18 protein-coding genes are annotated in these 17763 nt (G+C 64.7%); 4 read left to right on the top strand and 14 right to left on the bottom strand.

The annotated features are described in order from the left end of the window. The first annotated feature begins 8 nt into the window (after window positions 1-8). From YU9_RS0101840 to YU9_RS0101830, 3 genes are read left to right on the top strand one after another with little or no spacing between them, the layout of a single operon-like run. The gene (locus YU9_RS0101840) at window positions 9-1331 is read left to right on the top strand and encodes an MFS transporter (protein ID WP_027571240.1); all 1323 of its coding nucleotides are present in this window, start codon (window positions 9-11) and stop codon (window positions 1329-1331) included. Between the two features lie 3 nt (window positions 1332-1334). Continuing rightward, window positions 1335-1994, top strand: coding sequence for a sulfite oxidase-like oxidoreductase (locus YU9_RS0101835; RefSeq protein ID WP_027571239.1), 660 nt, complete (start codon window positions 1335-1337; stop codon window positions 1992-1994). Between the two features lie 26 nt (window positions 1995-2020). Further along, window positions 2021-3244, top strand: a complete 1224-nt coding sequence (locus YU9_RS0101830; protein ID WP_027571238.1) for a bifunctional alpha/beta hydrolase/OsmC family protein — start codon at window positions 2021-2023, stop codon at window positions 3242-3244. 9 nt (window positions 3245-3253) lie between these two features. Here YU9_RS0101830 and YU9_RS0101825 read toward each other — a convergent pair whose 3' ends face one another. After that, window positions 3254-4684: a PLP-dependent aminotransferase family protein gene (locus tag YU9_RS0101825; protein ID WP_198028195.1), complete on the bottom strand. Its 1431-nt coding sequence runs from the start codon at window positions 4682-4684 to the stop codon at window positions 3254-3256. Window positions 4685-4784: 100 nt separating this feature from the next. On the opposite strand from YU9_RS0101825, the gene YU9_RS0101820 reads away from it, so the two are divergent. After that, window positions 4785-5699 (top strand): DMT family transporter, encoded by a 915-nt coding sequence (locus tag YU9_RS0101820; RefSeq protein ID WP_027571236.1) that lies wholly within the window; start codon window positions 4785-4787, stop codon window positions 5697-5699. Here YU9_RS0101820 and YU9_RS0101815 read toward each other — a convergent pair. The 13 genes from YU9_RS0101815 to YU9_RS0101755 all read right to left on the bottom strand — a co-directional run bounded on the left by YU9_RS0101815 (window position 5678) and on the right by YU9_RS0101755 (window position 17645). Next, window positions 5678-6733 carry a YeeE/YedE family protein gene (locus tag YU9_RS0101815; protein ID WP_027571235.1) on the bottom strand — a complete coding sequence of 352 codons (1056 nt, stop codon included), beginning with the start codon at window positions 6731-6733 and terminating at the stop codon, window positions 5678-5680. The genes YU9_RS0101820 and YU9_RS0101815 overlap by 22 nt on opposite strands. 115 nt (window positions 6734-6848) lie before the next feature. Next, window positions 6849-7853 carry a zinc-binding alcohol dehydrogenase family protein gene (locus tag YU9_RS0101810; protein WP_027571234.1) on the bottom strand — a complete coding sequence of 335 codons (1005 nt, stop codon included), beginning with the start codon at window positions 7851-7853 and terminating at the stop codon, window positions 6849-6851. 64 nt (window positions 7854-7917) lie between these two features. After that, entirely contained in the window at window positions 7918-9249 is a 1332-nt protein-coding gene (paaK, locus tag YU9_RS0101805; protein WP_027571233.1) for a phenylacetate--CoA ligase PaaK, read from the bottom strand. A 45-nt stretch (window positions 9250-9294) separates the two neighbouring features. Next, on the bottom strand, window positions 9295-9738 hold the full coding sequence (gene paaI / locus YU9_RS0101800) for a hydroxyphenylacetyl-CoA thioesterase PaaI (protein ID WP_027571232.1): 444 nt from the start codon (window positions 9736-9738) through the stop codon (window positions 9295-9297). A 55-nt stretch (window positions 9739-9793) separates the two neighbouring features. Further along, on the bottom strand, window positions 9794-10876 hold the full coding sequence (gene paaE, locus YU9_RS0101795) for a 1,2-phenylacetyl-CoA epoxidase subunit PaaE (protein WP_027571231.1): 1083 nt from the start codon (window positions 10874-10876) through the stop codon (window positions 9794-9796). 138 nt (window positions 10877-11014) lie between these two features. Then, entirely contained in the window at window positions 11015-11518 is a 504-nt protein-coding gene (gene paaD, locus YU9_RS0101790; RefSeq protein WP_027571230.1) for a 1,2-phenylacetyl-CoA epoxidase subunit PaaD, read from the bottom strand. Beyond that, on the bottom strand, window positions 11512-12288 hold the full coding sequence (paaC, locus tag YU9_RS0101785) for a 1,2-phenylacetyl-CoA epoxidase subunit PaaC (protein WP_027571229.1): 777 nt from the start codon (window positions 12286-12288) through the stop codon (window positions 11512-11514). Before paaC ends, paaD begins: the two co-directional genes overlap by 7 nt. Beyond that, on the bottom strand, window positions 12288-12575 hold the full coding sequence (gene paaB / locus YU9_RS0101780; protein WP_015687593.1) for a 1,2-phenylacetyl-CoA epoxidase subunit PaaB: 288 nt from the start codon (window positions 12573-12575) through the stop codon (window positions 12288-12290). Before paaB ends, paaC begins: the two co-directional genes overlap by 1 nt. Before the next feature lie 10 nt (window positions 12576-12585). Next, the gene (paaA, locus tag YU9_RS0101775) at window positions 12586-13578 is read right to left on the bottom strand and encodes a 1,2-phenylacetyl-CoA epoxidase subunit PaaA (RefSeq protein WP_027571228.1); all 993 of its coding nucleotides are present in this window, start codon (window positions 13576-13578) and stop codon (window positions 12586-12588) included. Between the two features lie 76 nt (window positions 13579-13654). Next, on the bottom strand, window positions 13655-14521 hold the full coding sequence (gene paaX / locus YU9_RS0101770; RefSeq protein ID WP_027571227.1) for a phenylacetic acid degradation operon negative regulatory protein PaaX: 867 nt from the start codon (window positions 14519-14521) through the stop codon (window positions 13655-13657). Window positions 14522-14735: 214 nt separating this feature from the next. Then, window positions 14736-15506 carry a triacylglycerol lipase gene (locus tag YU9_RS0101765; protein WP_027571226.1) on the bottom strand — a complete coding sequence of 257 codons (771 nt, stop codon included), beginning with the start codon at window positions 15504-15506 and terminating at the stop codon, window positions 14736-14738. 199 nt (window positions 15507-15705) lie between these two features. Next, window positions 15706-16992, bottom strand: coding sequence for a DUF445 domain-containing protein (locus tag YU9_RS0101760; RefSeq protein ID WP_027571225.1), 1287 nt, complete (start codon window positions 16990-16992; stop codon window positions 15706-15708). A 197-nt stretch (window positions 16993-17189) separates the two neighbouring features. Further along, on the bottom strand, window positions 17190-17645 hold the full coding sequence (locus tag YU9_RS0101755) for a phasin (RefSeq protein ID WP_027571224.1): 456 nt from the start codon (window positions 17643-17645) through the stop codon (window positions 17190-17192). Window positions 17646-17763: the final 118 nt, after the last annotated feature.

Here is a 17763-nt window from a genome sequence, read left to right as displayed (position 1 = left end):
GGCCGGACGTGACAGTGCAAGCAACCAACCCGGCCTCTGAGCATTTTGACGTCGCCGACGCCGAACGGCGGATTAAGGCGATCTTCATCGGCTCCGTCGGCAATCTCGTCGAATGGTACGATTTCTACGCCTATACGGCGTTTGCGCTCTACTTCGCTCCCGCGTTCTTCCCAGGTAACGACCCCGTCGTGCAGCAATTGAACGCCGCCGTGGTGTTCGCGGCGACCTTCCTGATGCGCCCCCTCGGCGGTTGGTTCTTCGGCTATCTCGCCGACCATTTCGGCCGCCGCATCTCGCTGACGCTGTCCGTCGTCTTCATGTGCTTCGGCTCGCTGATCATCGCGCTGACGCCGACCTATGCCACGATCGGCTTCGCCGCGCCGGTCATCCTGGCGCTCGCCCGCGTCATCGAGGGCCTCAGCCTCGGCGGCGAATATGGCGCCAGCGCCACTTACTTGAGTGAGGTCGCCGATCCCAAGCGCCGCGGCTTCTATTCCAGCTTCCAGTACGTCACCCTGATCGGCGGCCAGCTCACCGCGATCATCGTGCTGCTGCTCTTGCAAAAGGTCTTCCTGACGCCGGACGAGCTGAAGGCCTGGGGCTGGCGCATCCCGTTCGCCATCGGCGCGGGGCTTGCGATCTTCGCTGCGGTGATGCGGCGCGGCCTGCACGAGACCGAGGCGTTCGAGGAGGCCAAGAAAGTGGTGAAGCCGACCGGCTCGATCACCAATTTGCTGCGCTATCCGCGCGAGCTCTTGCTGGTCGTCGGCCTCACGGCCGGCGGCACCGCGGCGTTCTACACTTTCACCACCTACATGCAGACCTTCGTCAAGCTTTCGGTCGGGCTGACCGAGGACCAGACCACGTTCGTGATCTTCGGCACGCTGATTTTCGCGACCATCCTCCAGCCGATTTACGGTGCGATCTCTGACAAGATCGGCCGCAAGCCGCTGCTGATCTTCTTCGGTATCGCCGGCACGCTCGCGACTGTTCCGCTGCTGATGACCCTGAAGGAGACGAAGTCGCCCTTCATGGCCTTCATCCTGATCTGCTGCGCCTGGCTGTTCGTCGCCGGCTACACCTCGATCAACGCCGTGGTGAAGGCCGAGCTGTTCCCGACCAATGTCCGCGCGCTCGGCGTCGGCCTGCCCTATGCCATCACGGTCTCGATCTTCGGCGGCACTGCGCCAGCGATCGCGCTCTACTTCAAGAGCATCGGGCACGAGGACTGGTTCTATTTCTATCTTGCCGGCATCATCTGCCTGTCGCTGATCATCTATTCCACCATGCGCGACACGAAACACGCCTCCGCAATGCATCGCCACGAGTAGGCCATGACCGACGAGACGCCATCCGACAGCAAGCTGACGCGCACCAAGGAGAAGTGGGCGCGCGAGGGCCGGTTCCTCACCGGCAAGGTCACGCGTCCGGAAGATCAGCGCCTGCCGCCCGGCCAGCATCTGACCAAGGACTGGCCGGTGCTCGATCTCGGGGTCGTGCCGCCGGTGTCGCGCGAGCGGTGGCGGCTCGACGTCTACGGCGCGATCGAAACTCCCGTGTTCTGGACCTTCGAAGAGTTCACCGCGCAGAAACAGGCCCGCTTCACCTCCGACATCCATTGCGTGACGACCTGGTCGCGCTACGACAATGAATGGGAGGGACTCGCCACACGCGAACTGCTCGCAGCCTGCCAGCCCCGCGAGGATGCGCGCTTCGTCGTGCTGCATTCCTATGACAGTTACACAACCAATCTCGCGCTGGAGGATTTTGCCGCCGAAGACGCGCTGCTCGCCCACAGCTGGTCCGGCCAGCCGCTGACGGCGGAGCATGGCGGGCCGGTGCGGCTGGTCGTGCCGCATCTGTATTTCTGGAAGAGCGCGAAATGGCTCCAGGCCATCGAGTTCCTGACCGAGGACGCGCCGGGCTTCTGGGAAGTCCGCGGCTATCATAACCGCGGCGATCCCTGGGCCGAGCAGCGTTACTCGGGCGATTAGGTTCAAGCAACGACGGGGGGAAGCCCATGCCCACGGAACGCTTTCAATTCACTGGCGAAGGCGGCCATCAGCTCGCAGCCGCGCTGGAGCTGCCTGACGGCGAGCCCGCGGCTTTCGCGCTGTTCGCGCACTGCTTCACCTGCGGCAAGGACACGTTGGCTGCCAAGCGGATTTCTGTGGCGCTGGCGGCCAAGGGCATCGCGGTGCTGCGCTTCGACTTCACCGGGCTCGGATCCAGCGAAGGCGATTTCGCCAATTCGACGTTCTCATCCAATGTCGCCGATCTCGTGCGCGCGGCCGATCACCTGCGCGAGACACGCAAGGCGCCCTCGATCCTGATCGGCCATAGTCTCGGCGGCGCCGCGATCCTTGCTGCTGCCGGCAAGATTCCCGAGGCCAGGGCGGTCGTGACCATCGCAGCGCCGTCCGATCCCGCCCATGTCACCGGTCTGTTCAGGGAGCATCTCGACAACATCCGCGCGCAGGGCGAGGTCGAAGTCTCGCTCGCCGGCCGCCCGTTCCGGATCAGGCGCGAATTCCTCGACGACATCGCCGAGCACGAGCTGGTGAAGGACGTCACCGGTTTGCACAAGGCGCTGCTGGTGATGCACTCACCGGTCGACGACACAGTCGGTATAGACAATGCGACGAAGATCTTCGTCACGGCAAAACATCCCAAGAGTTTCGTCTCGCTCGACCATGCCGATCATCTTCTGACGAAGCCTGCCGACGCGCTCTACGCGGCCGACGTGATCGCCGCCTGGGCGAGCCGTTATATCGATACGGCAAAGGCGGCGAAGGTGATGGATCTCCCGGAGGCGCCGCGCCAGGTCGTGGTGCAGGAGACCCGCAAGAGCAAGTTCAACCAGATCATCACCGTCGGGCCGCATCATCTGGTGGCGGACGAGCCGGTCGCGGCGGGCGGCGAGGATGCCGGTCCCGGGCCCTATGATTTCCTGCTCGCCGGCCTCGGCGCCTGCACCTCCATGACCATGCGCCTTTATGCCGACCGCAAATCGCTGCCGCTCGACCGCGTCACGGTTACGCTGAAACATTCCAAGATCTACGCCAAGGATTGTGCGGAGTGCGAGACACGCGAGGGCATGCTCGACCAGATCGAGCGCGACATCACGATCGACGGCGCGCTCGATGCCGAGCAGCGCAAGAAGCTGATGGAGATCGCCGACAAGTGCCCGGTGCACCGCACGCTGACATCGGAGATCCGCATTTTGACGAAGGCCGTGGCGTGAAGCGGTGCGCTAGAAGCACGACGCCATCGTCCGCAACGCCGCGCTGATCTCGTTCTCCCGCCACGCCGCAAAGCCGAGCAGCAGGCCGTGATCGCGCGGCTTGCCGAGCGCCAGGCTGGATATGGCTCGCGTGACAACGCCCGCCTCAACGAGCCGCGTTACCGCAGCCTGATCGGCGCGACCGCGCTTGAGGCGCGCCACGAGCTGGATGCCGCCCGAGGGCACCTCGACCGCGAGCACCTCGCCGAGATGGCGCTCCAGCCCCGCGACGAGATGATCGCGGCGCGCGTGATAGAGCCGACGAACCCGGCGCAGATGCGCCAGGAAATGCCCGTCGGCGATGAATTCGGCGAGCGCCTCCTGGATGTGGCTTGACGCGATCAGTCCGATATGCCGCTGCGCGATCTCCAGCGTGCTGACGAGTGCCGGCGGCACGACGAGATAGCCGAACCGGATATCCGAGGTCATCGCCTTCGAGAACGTGCCGACATAGAACACGCGGCCATATGCATCGAGGCCCTGCAACGCTGGCACTGGCCGGCTGTCGTAGTGGAATTCGCCGTCGTAGTCGTCCTCCACGATCCAGGTCTTGCCGGGCCTGGTCAGGGCGAGAAACTCGGTGCGGCGGGTCAGGGACATCAGTCGTCCGGTCGGATGCTGGTGCGATGGAGTCATGAACATCAGTGTTGGTGCAGCGAGACCCGGTGTCCGCTGCATGCCCTGCTCGTCCAGCCTGATGCCGGTCACGTGCGCGCCGGAGGCACGGAAGGCGGCTGCGGCGCCGGGATAGCCGGGATCCTCGACCCAGACCTCATCGCCGGGCGTGATGACGGCAGCTGCAATCAGGGTCAGCGCGGCCTGTGCGCTCGGCAGGATCAGGATCTGGTCTGCGCCGGCGCGAACGCCTCTGCTGGTCGCGAGATAGTGCGCCAGCGCCTCACGCAGGCGCGGCCGGTTGACCGGTCCGAGCTCGCGCTTGGCGGCGCGTACGGCGCTGCGGCGCAGGCAGCGCCCCCAGATTTCACTCGGAAACTCTCTGGCATCGCCATGCCCCGGACGCAGGGGCTTTAGCGGCGCCTGATAGGACATCGGCCAGTCCGTCTGTTGGAGCTTTGAAGCCCAGGGCGATATCCGCGGTCTGGCGGAACGTGGGCTCGACGCGACCGAGCGCGCCCCTTCGATGCGTTCGCCGCCGTCGATCGCCACCACCGGGCGACGCCCATGCGACGCCTTGAGATATCCCTCCGCGGCGAGCTGCTCGAACGCGTAGGTGACGGTGTTGCGGGACACGCCGAGGTCGCTCGCGAGCCGACGGCTCGACGGCAGCGCACGGCCCTTACCGAGGCGACCGCTCGCAATCAGGCTTCGGAGCTGACCCGTCAGCTGCGTCGCCAAGCCCTCCCCCTCGGTCCGTTTCAGGTCGATCAGGCCTCCGATCATACCTTCCGAAACTGGCACCTATTTCTTCTCCAATCTGGCACTTTTTCAGGTGCCAGCGGGGATGCTATCCGGCCAGCCGCATCGCTTCAAGGACCTCCAGATGAACTCCCTGTCCCCTCGCGCGGCCGTCGGCCTGTTCCTCATCGTCGTGCTGGCCTGGGGCGTGAACTGGTCGGTGACGAAGCAGCTCGTCCAGTTCCTTCCGCCACTGTGGACGTCAGCGATCCGGAGCTGGATCGCGCTGGTCGGATTGTTCGTGATCGTTGGCCTCAGCAACAATCTGGTGATTCCGGAGCGCCGCGACATTCCCGTGGTCCTGAGCGTGGCACTGCTGCACATGACGCTGTTCTCGGTTCTGGTTGCATCCGGGGTGCGGTTCCTGCCGGCGAGCAAGGCCATCGTGCTTGGCTACACTACGCCGCTCTGGGTCGCCATCGCCGCGCCCTTGCTGGGAAAGGATACGCTGACCGCGCCCAAGCTTGCCGGCGCCCTGCTTGGATTGATCGGGCTTGCCGCCATCCTGAATCCGTCCTCGATCGACTGGACCAACGTCAACGTCCTGCTCGGAGCGGGTATGGTGATCCTGGCCGCGATCTCCTGGGCCGCGAACATCATCTATATCCGCGCGCATCGCTGGATCGCGTCCCCGCTCCAGCTCCTGCTCTGGCAGGTGCTCGTGGCCACGGCCGTGCTTACGACCCTGGCGATGATCGTCGAGGGGCCGCCGCAAGTCGCGTGGTCATGGAGGCTCGTATCGCTCTTCCTGTATTCGGGCCTGATCGGGACGGCGCTGGCCTATTGGGCGATGTCGATGGTCAACAAGAGCATCTCTGCACTGACGACATCGCTCGGGACCACCGCGACGCCGCTCGTCGGCATCGCCAGTGCCGCGATCCTGCTGAGTGAGCCGATCGACGCGAGCCTTGCCGTCGCGGCCGGACTGATCGTCACCGGCATCGGTCTTGCAACGCTAGGCGATCGGCTGTTGCGCAGTCAGGCCACCGCGAGCGGCTGAACGCGCAAGCTTCCGCGCAGGCCCGCCGCGGTGCCGAGCAGGATGCCGGCAACCGCGACGAACGAGCCGAGCGCGAGCGTAGACACGCCCGTGAGCCCCTGCCCGATCGAGCAGCCGAACGCCATCACGCCGCCGATCCCCATCAGCGCGGCACCGGCGCCTGAGCGCAGCATGTGGCGTGGCGATGAATAGCCTTCAAGCTTGAAGCGGCGAGTTGCGAGTGCCGTCACCAGACTGCCGGCGAAGACGCCGGCAACCGTCGCGACGCCGAAATTCAGCGTCAGGCCGGTCGAAAGCATGGCGTATTGCAGGCTATCAGCGATCGGCGCGATGAAGGTGAGCGAGGTCACCGGGACGGGATTGAAGTCGTCGGCACCGAGATAGCCGGTGACGTACCAGCCGCCTGCGACAAGGAGACCGACGACGGCACCTGCCGCGATCTGGCCCGGCGAGCGACGGAACGCCGGATGCGCGAAGGCAAACAGAACCAGCACGATGACGATCGCCGCAGTAGCCAGTGCGCGCGCAGGTGCTTCCGTGAGGCCTAGCGTCGCGAGCAGCGACGGTAGCGAATTCGCGTTGACCGTGGTTTGCGAAGCCTGGACCAGCGCAATGCGCGCCGGTGCGATCAGGCCCTTCAGCGTCATCTGCGCAGCAATGGCCAGCACGATCACGACGACGAAGGAGCGGAGGTTGCCGCGCCCGAGCAGCACCAGCGCGCGCGAGCCGCAACCATTCGACAGCACCATGCCGTAGCCGAACAGCAGGCCGCCGAGGAACAGCACCGGTGCGGAGAAGGATTGTTGCAGGTAGATCGACTTGCTGAGATCGACCATGTCGCTGACGGCGAGGAACTGGCTCGCGGCGATCGCAACGGCGATCGCCAGTGCATAGGTCCGCACCAACCGCCCGTCCCCCTCCGCCAGCCATCCGCGCATGCTGCTCATCAAGCAGAAACCGCTGAGCAGGCCGACAGCGCCGTAGACGAGGCCGATGACGAGTCCGGCGAGGATGACGAACTGGGTGGATTCCATCGATTGTTCTCAGATCTCTCGACGTTCTCCGTCATTGCGAGCGCAGCGAAGCAATCCAGTCTGTCTCCGCGGGTGCATTCCTGGATTGCTTCGCTGCGCTCGCAATGACGGTGTGTTATGGCTTCAGGATCACGCGGTCACGCGACCAGCCGGCGACCGCGACATACGCCTCCTTCGCGCGCTCCAGCGGATAGATCGCATTCGCTTTGATCGGGAACGGCTTCAGATGGCCGATGGCGAAGCCAGGGCCGAGGTCGCGCAGCACTGCGCCTGTCGCGGCCGACGACAGGCCAAGCGTGTCAATGCCGACATAAGTATGCTGGCCGCGATAGAATTCGAGGATGTTGAACTGCACGATGCGGTCGATCGCGGCGATCAGGACCTGGCGGCCGCGAAGCGCAAGCGATTTGTGCGCGGCCTGGAAATAGGGATCGCCGACGGTGTTGAAGACGATGTCGGCGCCTTTGCCGCCGGTCAAGTCGCGCACGCGCGCCGCAACGTCGGTCGCAGAGGCGTCGATCACCTCGATGGGCGCGTTGGCATGGCCTTCATAAGCTTCCGCCTTGCGCACCACGCCGATAACGCGCGCGCCCTGCCAGGTCGCGATCTGCACCGCGGCTTGGCCGACCTTGCCGTTGACGCCGAACACCAGCACGGTCTCGCCGCTTTTCGGCACGCCTGCGCGGCGAAAGCCTTCCATCGCGGTGACGAAGGGCACGCCGATGCCGGCGGCCTCCTCCCAGGACACGGTCTTCGGCTTCTCGACGACCGCATCGGCTTCGACCACGAGATGGCTCGCATGGGTGCCGTCACGGCGGATGCCGAGATCGCCGGAGGAGCCGAACACTTCGCGCCCCATTGTGCCGACGGGCCCGTCGACCACCACGCCGGCGTAGTCGCGGCCGGGGGTCCGGGGGAACACGGCATAGGGCATCAGCCCGGTCGCAGCTTTGACGTCGGACGGATTAACGGCTGCGGCTTTGATCTCGATGAGGAGATCGTTCGGCCCGCGCGCAAGCGTCTGGCGCTCGACGCTAGGTGCAAGCGCTGCGGCGTTTTCAGCTTTGGCGTTGAGGCGCACACAGCGCGCCTCCACGGTTTTGGCATCGGCTGGTGACATGAAAAGACCCGCGATTTCTCGCGGGCCTTGTCGCCTCTGGAGCCGGTCGAGTCAATCCGTCAAGTCAGTCCTTGGGACGCTTGTCGTAGAGCCGTTTGGCCTTGCCCAGCGAGCGCTCCAGCGTGGCCGGGGCGACCACCTGAACCCTGGAGCTGACGCCAATTGTATTCTTGATGTGGGTCGAGATCCGGTCCGCCTGATCGACGAGCCCGCGGCCGTCCCAGCTCTCCGGCCGGGCCTCCGCGATGATGGTGAGCTCGTCCATCCGGCCCTCGCGGGTCAGTTCCAGGATGAAATGGCCGCCACACCAGTCGGTCGCGAGCAGCACCTCCTCGATCTGGGTGGGGAACAGATTGACGCCACGCAGGATGATCATGTCGTCGGAGCGGCCCGTCACCTTCTCCATCCGCCGCATGCCCGGCCGCGCCGTGCCGGGCAGCAGCCGCGTCAGATCGCGGGTGCGATAGCGGATCACTGGAAAAGCTTCCTTGGTGAGCGAGGTGAAGACCAGCTCGCCCTTCTCGCCATCCGGCAACACCGCACCCGTCTGGGGGTCGATCACTTCGGGATAGAAATGATCTTCCCAGATGTGCAGGCCATCCTTGGTCTCGATGCACTCCTGCGCGACGCCCGGGCCGATCACCTCGGACAGGCCGTAGATGTCGGTCGCATCCATGTCGAAGGCGTCCTCGATCTCGCCTCGCATCGCATTGGTCCAGGGCTCGGCGCCAAAGATGCCGATCTTGAGCGAGCACTGGCGCGGGTCGAGCTTCTGCCGCTTGAATTCGTCGAGGATCGCCAGCATGTAGCTCGGCGTCACCGTGATGATGTCGGGCCGGAAATCGTTGATGAGCTGCACCTGCCGCTCAGTCATTCCGCCGGAGATCGGCACCACCGTGCAGCCGAGCCTTTCGGCGCCGTAGTGCACCCCTAACCCGCCGGTGAAAAGGCCATAGCCGTAGGCATTGTGGATGATCATGCCAGTACGGCCGCCGGCGGCGCGGATCGAGCGCGCCATCACCTCCGACCAGGTATCGATGTCGCGTTGCGTATAACCCACGACGATCGGCTTGCCCGTCGTGCCGGACGAGGCGTGAATGCGCACCAGCTTTTCGCGCGGCACGGCGAACATGTTGAAGGGATAGTTGTCGCGCAGGTCCGTCTTCACCGTGAATGGAAATTTCGCGAGATCGCAGAGCTCGCGAAAGTCCGACGGATGCACGCCGGCCTTGTCGAAGTCTTTGCGATAATGCGCGACATTGTCGTAGGTGTGCTTCAGCGACCAGGCCAGCCGCTGCTTCTGCAACGCCATGATCTCGTCGCGCGAGGCGCGCTCATGCGCGTCCATCTCGGCGCTATAGATGCTGCCACCTTCCTTGCGTCTCGTCAGAGCCATCCTCGTTTCCCCGCATTGGTTTATTCTTTTGTTCTTTGGTCTTATTTATTGCGCCGGCAGCCACGTGCCCGGAATGACGCGCGAATGCCCGCGGAATTCCGCGATGACGACCTCGCCCGCCGTGACACGCACGTCGTAGATGCCGGAGCGGCCGCCGCGGGTGATCTCCCGGGCCTTCGCAACGATTCGGTCGCCGAGCCTGCCGGGCTTGATGAAGGTGATCTGCCCCTGCGCCGCCACCACGCGCTCATTGCGCGAGTTGCACGCGAACGCAAAGGCGGAATCGGCCAGCGTGAAGATGAAGCCGCCATGGGCGATACGCTGGCCGTTGACCATGTCCGGCCGCACCGTCATGGCCAGCGTCGCAAAGCCCGGGCCGATCTCGACGATCTCCATGCCGAGACCTTTGGAGGCGTCATCCTCGGCCCACATCGCCTCAGCGCAGGCGCGGGCGATATCCTCAGGCGACAGGGCGGCTTTGACGTTCACGCGCTTCTCCCGGCCAGATGTTTGCACATGATGTTCTGCTGGTTAGCCAAGACTGTCAAACATGGTCGTAATCGACCACGACGCGCTCGGACGATGGCTTGGCCTGGCAGGTCAGGACGAAGCCGGCCTTGAGCTCCCACGGTTCCAGTGAATAGTTGATGTCCATCGACGCCTCGCCCTCGACCAGCTTGGCGCGGCAGGTCGAGCACATCCCGCCCTTGCAGGCGAAGGGCAGATCGACCCCCGCACGCAGCGCGGCATCGAGGATGGCCTCGTCCTCGGCGACCGGCACGTCACGGCGCTTGCCGTCGATGATCAGCGAGGCGATCGCCTTCGGCGGTGCATCGGGCGCAACCACCTTCTTCGGCCGCGGCTTGCCACCGAATTCTGAGACGAAGCGCTCGACATGGATGCGTTCATCCGTGATGCCAAGCTCGCGGCAGGTCGCCTCGATCTCTTCGCTCATACCGGATGGACCACAGATGAAGACATGATCGACGCTTGCCGCCGGCACCAGCGATAGCAAAAGCACCCTCACCTTGTCACCGTCGAGCCGGCCATGCAGGATCGGGATGTCCTGCTCCTCGCCGGAGATGACGTGGAAGATCGAGAGGCGATCGATGAACCGGTCCTTCAGCTCCTCGAGCGCCTCGAGGAACATGATGTTGTCGGTGGTGCGGTTGCCGTAGAACAGGAAGAAACGGCTGTCCGGCTCGCGCGCAAGCACGCCCTTCACGATCGACAGGATCGGCGTGATGCCGGAGCCTGCGGCAAAGCCGACATGGATACGCGCGCGATCTGCTGGCGGCACGAGGCCGAAGCGGCCTGTCGGCGTCATCACGTCGAGCTCGTCGCCGCATTTCAATTCGTCCGCCGCCCAGTTCGAAAACGCGCCGCCATCGACCTTCTTCACGGCGATGCGGATCTCGTCGTCGTCAGGCCCGGAACAGATGGAATAGGAGCGGCGCACCTCTTCGCCGTCGAGCGTGGTGCGGAGCGTGAGGTACTGGCCGGGCGTGAAGGCGTAGTCGCCGGCGAGCTCGCCGGGAATGGCAAACGCTATCGAGATAGCGTCGGCCGCCTCGCGCCGGAGATCGTTGATGACCAGGCGATGGAAGCGGGGTGCGGCTGCTGACATCACGGGCACCCTCGTTCGGTCTCTCCGTCGTCATTGCGAGCGAAGCGAAGCAATCCAGAGTCTTTCCGCGGAGGCAGTCTGGATTGCTTCGTCGCAAGAGCTCCTCGCAATGACGACGGGATTGGCATCGTTCGTCTCTCAATGACACTTGAAATAGTCAAAGGGTTCGCGGCAGGCCTTGCAGCGCCAGAGCGCCTTGCAGGAGGTCGAGCCGAATTCGGACAGCAGCTCGGTGTCCTCGGAGCCGCATTGCGGGCAGGCCACGGCCTGCGCGCCGAACAGCGCGCGGCGCGAGCTTGAAGCCTGCGGCGGCGCGATGCCGTAGGCGCGCAGCTTCTCGCGCCCCTCCTCGCTCATCCAGTCGGTGGTCCAGGCCGGGGACAACACGGTACGCACCTTTGGCTGATGAAAACCGGCGCGCTCCAGCGCGACCTCGATTTCGAGCGCGATCATGTTCATCGCCGGGCAGCCCGAATAGGTCGGCGTGATCGCGACCTCGACATGATTGCCGTCGAGAACGACCTCACGAAGTAAGCCCAGATCGGCGATGGTCAGCACCGGAATTTCAGGATCGACCACGCTGGCCGCAGCGTCCCAGGCCCGCCGGCGCAGATCGCTATCGCAATCCAGCACCCTTACCATGTCAGCCCCGGAAAGGTTCGCTGCATCGATTGCAGCTCCGACAGGAGATGGCCGAGATGTTCGCTGTGCCGACCCGTGCGACCGCCCTGCTGCATCCAGTCGTTCTGCGGCAGGACCAGCGTGGCCTCATTGACGACGTCCGAAAGCGTCTGCAACCAGCGACCACGCAAGCTGCCGGGGTCGATGGCAATGCCGGCATGGATCAGGGCGCGTTCGCCGTCGTCGACGGCAAACATCTCGCCGGTAAAGGCCCAGAGGTGTTCGATCGCTCCTTGCGCGCGGGCATGGCTCTCGTCCGTGCCGTCGCCGAGCCGGATGATCCACTCCGAGGCATGGCGCAGATGATAGGCGCTCTCCTTCTCGGACTTGGCGGCAATCGCCGCCAGCGTCGCATCGCGCGAATTCATCATCGCGCGCCAGTAGAGATCGGCGAAGGCCGAATAGAAGAACTGCCGCACCAGGGTCTGGGCAAAATCGCCGTTCGGCTGCTCGACCAGCAGCAGATTGCGGTACTGCCTGACATCGCGCAAATAAGCGAGCTTGTCCTCGTCATTGTCGTTGCCTTCGACCTTGGCGGCGTAGCTGTAGAGCTCGCGCGCCTGGCCGATAAGGTCGAGCGCGATGTTGGAGAGCGCCATGTCCTCTTCCAGCATCGGCGCGTGTCCGCACCATTCCGACAGCCTGTGGCCGAGGATCAGCGCGTCGTCGGCGCGGCGCAGCGCGTAGAGCACCAGCGGTGTTTCGGAGACCTGGATATTGGCGACGGCCATCACATGTGCCCTACTTCCTCGGGGACCTCGTAGAACGTCGGATGCCGGTAGATCTTCGACTCCGCCGGCTCGAACATCATGCCCTTCTCGGCGGGATCGCTCGCGGTGATCGCGCTCGACGGCACGACCCAGATCGACAGGCCCTCGCCGCGACGGGTGTAGATATCGCGGGCAGCCTGCAGCGCCATCGTCGCGTCGCTGGCGTGCAGCGAGCCGACATGCTTGTGCGCGAGCCCGTTGCGACTGCGAATGAAGACTTCCCACAGCGGCGTGTTCGGCGTGGCCATATTTGGTCTCCTATTCCGCGGCTTGCGCGCTCTGACGCTGCGCGCGCTTGGCGGCATAGGCGGCTGCCGCCTCGCGCACCCAGGCGCCCTCCTCGTGCGCCTTGCGGCGCGCTGCCATGCGGTCGCGATTGCAGGGGCCGTTGCCGGCAAGCACCTGCTTGAATTCGCTCCAGTCGATCTCGCTATAGCGCCAGTGCCCGTCGGCGTCCTGCGTCATGCCGGGATCGGGAATGGTGAGGCCGAGATATTGCGCCTGCGGGACCGTCGCATCGACGAATTTCTGGCGCAGCTCGTCATTGGAGAAGCGCTTGATCTTCCATTTCGTCGAGGTGTCGCTGTGCTGGCTCGTGGCATCCGGCGGGCCGAACATCATCAGCACCGGCCACCACCAGCGATTCAGCGCGTCCTGCGCCATCGCCTTCTGCTCGTCCGAGCCGCGGCACAGCGTCACCATGATCTCGTAGCCCTGGCGCTGGTGGAACGATTCCTCCTTGCAGACGCGGATCATCGCGCGGGCATAGGGCCCGTAGGAACAGCGGCACAGCGGGATCTGGTTCATGATCGCGGCGCCGTCGACCAGCCAGCCAATGGTGCCGATATCGGCCCAGGTCAGCGTCGGATAGTTGAAGATCGAGGAATATTTGGCCTTGCCCGCAAGCATGGCGTCGACCAGCTCTTCGCGCGATGAGCCGAGCGTCTCGGCGGCGGCATAGAGATAGAGCCCGTGGCCGCATTCGTCCTGCACCTTGGCGAGCAGCGCCGCCTTGCGGCGAAGCGTCGGCGCGCGCGTGATCCAGTTGCCCTCGGGCAGCATGCCGACGATTTCGGAATGGGCGTGCTGTGAGATCTGACGGGTGAGCGTCTTGCGATAGGCCGCCGGCATCCAGTCGTTCGGCTCGATACGCTCCTCGGCATCGATACGGGCCTGGAACTGCGCGGCTTTGCCTGCGTCCTCCAGACCGCGATCGTCGGTCTCGGCCGTGTTCAGCGCCTGGGTGTACATGCGCGTCCTCCCGTATTATTGGGAGACAATATATAACAAAAATTACGTCATGCAAGATATTTCTGTAACATAAAGGTCAGGCCCCGAACCTCCGTTCCAGCAGCTTTCGCGCGGGCGGCAATGGCCCCCTCTCATTGGTTCCATGGCAGTCGAGCCATTGCTCGGACGGGGCAAGCAGCGCGCGATAGATCTCGCCGCAGAGCGCGCGGGCGGCCCTGCCCGGCCAATCCGCCGGCAGCAGGCTTTCCGGCAGCAGCGGATCGCGCAGCACGACGCGCCGATAATAGTGGATCAGCAGGATGCGCGCGGTGAAGGCGTCAGCCTCGGACAGATCCGTGCCGCGCCCAATCGCGGCGCGCAGCGGCTCGAACGTCTTCATGAATTTCAGATAGGCATCCGCGGTGCGCTCAAGCGGCCAGCTCGCGCTGAGCAGGCGGCGGCCGCTGTCGTCTTCGGCCGAGACTTCGAGACGGATGGCGCCCCCGGCCTCGTCCGGCACCGGCACACCTGATGGCGCGACCCACACACCCGGCAGCGGACTGCCGAAGCCGGCATTGCGCAGCGCATCGCGCGAGGCGTCGCGGTCCTCGCCGTTGCCGATCAGCAGCAGCTCGAAACGTCCGGTCCAGTCGGACGGCGGCGGATCGTAGATGTGGCGCGTCGCGGCCTCGAAGGTCTGGCGTCCCTTGTCGGCCAGCCGGTAGAAGCTGTTGCGACCGACCTTCTCGCGCGTCAGCCAGCCGTCGGCCGCGAGGCGCGACATCGCGGTGCGGACGACGCCGCTATCGATGTCCAGGCCTTCGAAGAATTCCAGCAGCGTGCCGAGCCACACGGAGCCGCCGCGCGGCACGATGGCATCGCCGAACACGGTGATGACGATGGAGCCGGTGCGCGACGGCTCGCGCTTGAGCTGGTCGATGATGCGGGAGAGCGGATGCGCCATGCGCGAGGCATAGCGCGTTTGGCGCGGTCGCGACAATGGACGGGAGCGGCGGCTGCCGCGCGCCGCTTCCTTCTCCCTCTCCCCGTTCTTACGGGGAGAGGGTCGGGGTGAGGGGCTGCATCAGCGGATACGGTGTGGCAGTTGGACTCGCGGAGAGTCCCCCTCACCCGCCACGCTTCGCGTGTCGGCCCCCGCGCGCGGGGAGAGCCGAAGATCACCTATGCGGATCGGGATAGACCACGCTCCGCCAGCCGCTGCGATCGAACGGGCGCCACTGGCCTTCCTTCTGCGCGAGACGGTCGGCCACGGCATAAACAGCGGCCGGATGATGCCCCATGCCGCAATGGCTGCTTTCGACCTCGATGCTCTCGGTCTGCGCGCCGGTCTTCTCCATGCAGCCCTGCCAGGCACAGATGCCGTCGGTGCGGCTGAAGATGGCGGTGGTCGGCACCGGCGGCGGGACGGCGAGCTCACCACCGAACTGCGGATCGACCTCGTCGGCGCGGCGGCCGCTCGCCCATTCATACACTCGCCAGGCATTGGTCGAACGGGGATCACCCGCAAAGGGGCTGCCGAGCGTGATGACCTGACGCACGCGCTCTGGCATCATCTTGGCGAGCTGGCGCGCATAGAGGCCGCCTAAGCTCCAGCCGACCAGGCTGATCTTACGGCCATCCTTGTCGCTGAGCTCCTGGACCAAATCGACCATCGCGTGCTGAACGCCCGGACGCAGGCCGTAATTGCGGCCCTGACGCCAGCCGCTCACCGCATAGCCCTTGCCGGTCAGAAACGCGCGCAGCGCGCGCGTGGACGCATCGGAAGCCACGAGACCGGGCAGCACCAGCACCGGATGTCCATCGCCGCGCGGCGCGAGGCTCAGCAGCGGCAGTGCGCCGAGGAATGCGCCGAACTCGTGGATCGCGCGCCCTTCCAGAAACATCAGGGTTCGGGACGGCGGACGCAGCGTCTGGGCAGTTGCGGTCATCAATGGTTCCCCCTGGGAAGACTTGCGAGGCCGCCGGCAGCGATGCCGGCAAATGGGCATGAATTCCAATACGCCGGCTTCTTGAACGTTCCGCAGCGCAACATGAATCAGCTAGGCGGCCGGTTCCCGACATTCAAGCGGGAGAGACGTGAGGCGACAATAGGCCCACGCGCTGATGCTAACGGCCGTGACGCAAAAGTCACAACAATCGGAGCAGGAATTCTACGAAGTAGAGTGCAAGCCCGGCGAGCCCGCCGATCAGCGAACCGTTGAACCGGATGTATTGCAGGTCGCGGCCGATGTTGATTTCGATCAGCGAAATCAGCTGCGTCATATTCCACGCCTTGACCTGATCGGAGATGAAGGTGGAGACGCCGCTCTTCTGGTCGGCGACGAAGCTGCGCAGCACCGTCACCAGGCCCTGGTTGATCTCGCCGCGGAGCTCGGCATCGCCGGCGAGCGCCTCGCCAGCCGCAACGAACATGCCGGCGAGATGATGCTGCAACACCTGCGTCTCACCTGATGCGCTGCGCTCGATGAAGGCGCGCGTGTTGGCCCAGACGGTACGCGCGAGATCGGCAAGCTCGGGACGCGCGAGCAGATCGCGCTTCAGCCCGGCGATGCGGTCGATATAGGCCTGGTCGGTGCCGAGCCGGTCGACGAAGCTCAGCACCATGCGATCGAACTCACCGCGGAACGGATGCTTGGGATCGCTGCGCACCTCGTTGAAGAAGGCGGTGGCGGAGGCCACGATCTTGTTCACCAGAAACTTGTCGGCGCGGTAGAGCCGCAGCAGGGTTGGCAATTCCGCGCGCACCTTCTCGCGGATCATCGCCATTGTCTCTTTCTGATTCAGCGTCTCGTGCATCACGCGCAAGAGATCGTCGAACAGGATCTGGTGCCGGCCTTCCGCGACGAAGCCGCGCAGCGTGCCGGCCGCAAGTGGCGCAAGGTCGATCGCCTGGAGCTGCGAGGACAGGCGGCGGATGATGAACGTCATCAGCCCGGAGGTCTCGGTCGCGGAGACGGCCTCAGGCAGGAGGCGCAGCGCGAAACGCGCGAGGTCGTCACTGCGCTTGCGATCGCGCAGCCAGTCGGCAACGAAGGAGCCGAAATCAATCTCCTTCAGCTTGGCCTCGACCGGCCCTGCCTCGAGGAAGTGCACCTGGATGAATTCGCCGAGCTTGTCGGCAATGCGGGCCTGGTTGCTCTGGATGATTGCGGTGTGCGGGATCGGCAGGCCGAGCGGCCGCTTGAACAGCGCGACCACGGCATACCAGTCGGCGAGCCCGCCGATGGTCGCGGCTTCCGCGAAGGCTGCGATGAAGCCGAACACGGGATGCACGGGCAGCAGCCATTTCGCGACGATGAAAAGCAGAAGTGTCGAGGCGAGCACCAGCGTCGCCAGCGCTTTCACGCGGCGCAGCTCGGCCGCGCGTTCGGCATCACCGGGGGTGTCGAAGGAGAAAGTGGCGGGAGCGTTCATGATAAATTCTAGATTACGTCATTCCGAGGCGGTCCGCAGGACCGAACTATGGTGCGCAATTGCGCACCTGAGAATCTCGAGATGCCGGGTCCGATGCTTCGCATCGCCCCGGAATGACGGTCACAGTGACGGCAGCGCAAAAAAACAAAAGGCCCGCCGAAGCGGGCCTCAAATTCAGTTTGTACTCAGGCGCCAGATCAGGCGGTCTTGTTGTAGACCTTGGCAAAATTGTCCTGAGCGGACTTCGCACCGTTGGCGGCGAGCTTGCTGAGATAGTCGGCGGTCGCCTTGGCACGCGAGACGAACACTTCACCGCGGGCGCGGAGCAGGCTCGACTGGACCTCGACGGCCTCGCTGATCGACTTGGCGGACGCGAGCTTGTCGATGCCCGAGAAGAACGCCTCGGCGTCCTCGTAGATCGCCTGCTGGATGTTGCGGCTGATCTTACCGGCCTCGGTGACGGACTCGGTCACCGCGTTCTCGACGGCGGCGGTCACGCGCTCGGAGCCAGCGAACACTTCGGCGGCACGGTCCTTGGCGGTGTTGGCAGTCTTCTTGACGAATTCGCGGGCGGCCTCGGGAACTTCCAGGTTCTGGATGTTCTTGAAAGCGTCCTTGAAGCCCTCAAAAGCGGTATTGGTATCAGTGGTCATGGGGGTTCTCTCCATCCTCATTGGTCTGAGCTATGGGCTCACCCCGTCCGCATTGGCCCGGGGCACGGCTTATATGGCAAAGTTAATTGTGCGATGCAATATTCATATTGCACTGCGG

Origin of the sequence: Bradyrhizobium sp. WSM1743, assembly GCF_000473065.1 — a bacterium.
In the GTDB taxonomy this organism is placed as follows: Bacteria; Pseudomonadota; Alphaproteobacteria; order Rhizobiales; family Xanthobacteraceae; genus Bradyrhizobium.
This window is presented reverse-complemented; position numbering and strand designations above follow the sequence as displayed.

Bases quoted from the DNA above. Each gene is read 5' to 3' on its own strand.
- YU9_RS0101825 (WP_198028195.1), bottom strand. From the start codon at position 4,684: ATGATCGGAGGCCTGATCGACCTGAAACGGACCGAGGGGGAGGGCTTG.
- paaD (WP_027571230.1), bottom strand. From the start codon at position 11,518: ATGGTAAGGGTGCTGGATTGCGATAGCGATCTGCGCCGGCGGGCCTGG.
- YU9_RS0101755 (WP_027571224.1), bottom strand. From the start codon at position 17,645: ATGACCACTGATACCAATACCGCTTTTGAGGGCTTCAAGGACGCTTTC.
- YU9_RS0101820 (WP_027571236.1), top strand. From the start codon at position 4,785: ATGAACTCCCTGTCCCCTCGCGCGGCCGTCGGCCTGTTCCTCATCGTC.
- YU9_RS0101760 (WP_027571225.1), bottom strand. From the start codon at position 16,992: ATGAACGCTCCCGCCACTTTCTCCTTCGACACCCCCGGTGATGCCGAA.
- YU9_RS0101765 (WP_027571226.1), bottom strand. From the start codon at position 15,506: ATGACCGCAACTGCCCAGACGCTGCGTCCGCCGTCCCGAACCCTGATG.
- paaA (WP_027571228.1), bottom strand. From the start codon at position 13,578: ATGTACACCCAGGCGCTGAACACGGCCGAGACCGACGATCGCGGTCTG.
- paaX (WP_027571227.1), bottom strand. From the start codon at position 14,521: ATGGCGCATCCGCTCTCCCGCATCATCGACCAGCTCAAGCGCGAGCCG.
- paaE (WP_027571231.1), bottom strand. From the start codon at position 10,876: ATGTCAGCAGCCGCACCCCGCTTCCATCGCCTGGTCATCAACGATCTC.
- paaK (WP_027571233.1), bottom strand. From the start codon at position 9,249: ATGGCTCTGACGAGACGCAAGGAAGGTGGCAGCATCTATAGCGCCGAG.
- YU9_RS0101815 (WP_027571235.1), bottom strand. From the start codon at position 6,733: ATGGAATCCACCCAGTTCGTCATCCTCGCCGGACTCGTCATCGGCCTC.
- YU9_RS0101835 (WP_027571239.1), top strand. From the start codon at position 1,335: ATGACCGACGAGACGCCATCCGACAGCAAGCTGACGCGCACCAAGGAG.
- paaC (WP_027571229.1), bottom strand. From the start codon at position 12,288: ATGGCCGTCGCCAATATCCAGGTCTCCGAAACACCGCTGGTGCTCTAC.
- YU9_RS0101810 (WP_027571234.1), bottom strand. From the start codon at position 7,853: ATGTCACCAGCCGATGCCAAAACCGTGGAGGCGCGCTGTGTGCGCCTC.
- paaB (WP_015687593.1), bottom strand. From the start codon at position 12,575: ATGGCCACGCCGAACACGCCGCTGTGGGAAGTCTTCATTCGCAGTCGC.
- YU9_RS0101830 (WP_027571238.1), top strand. From the start codon at position 2,021: ATGCCCACGGAACGCTTTCAATTCACTGGCGAAGGCGGCCATCAGCTC.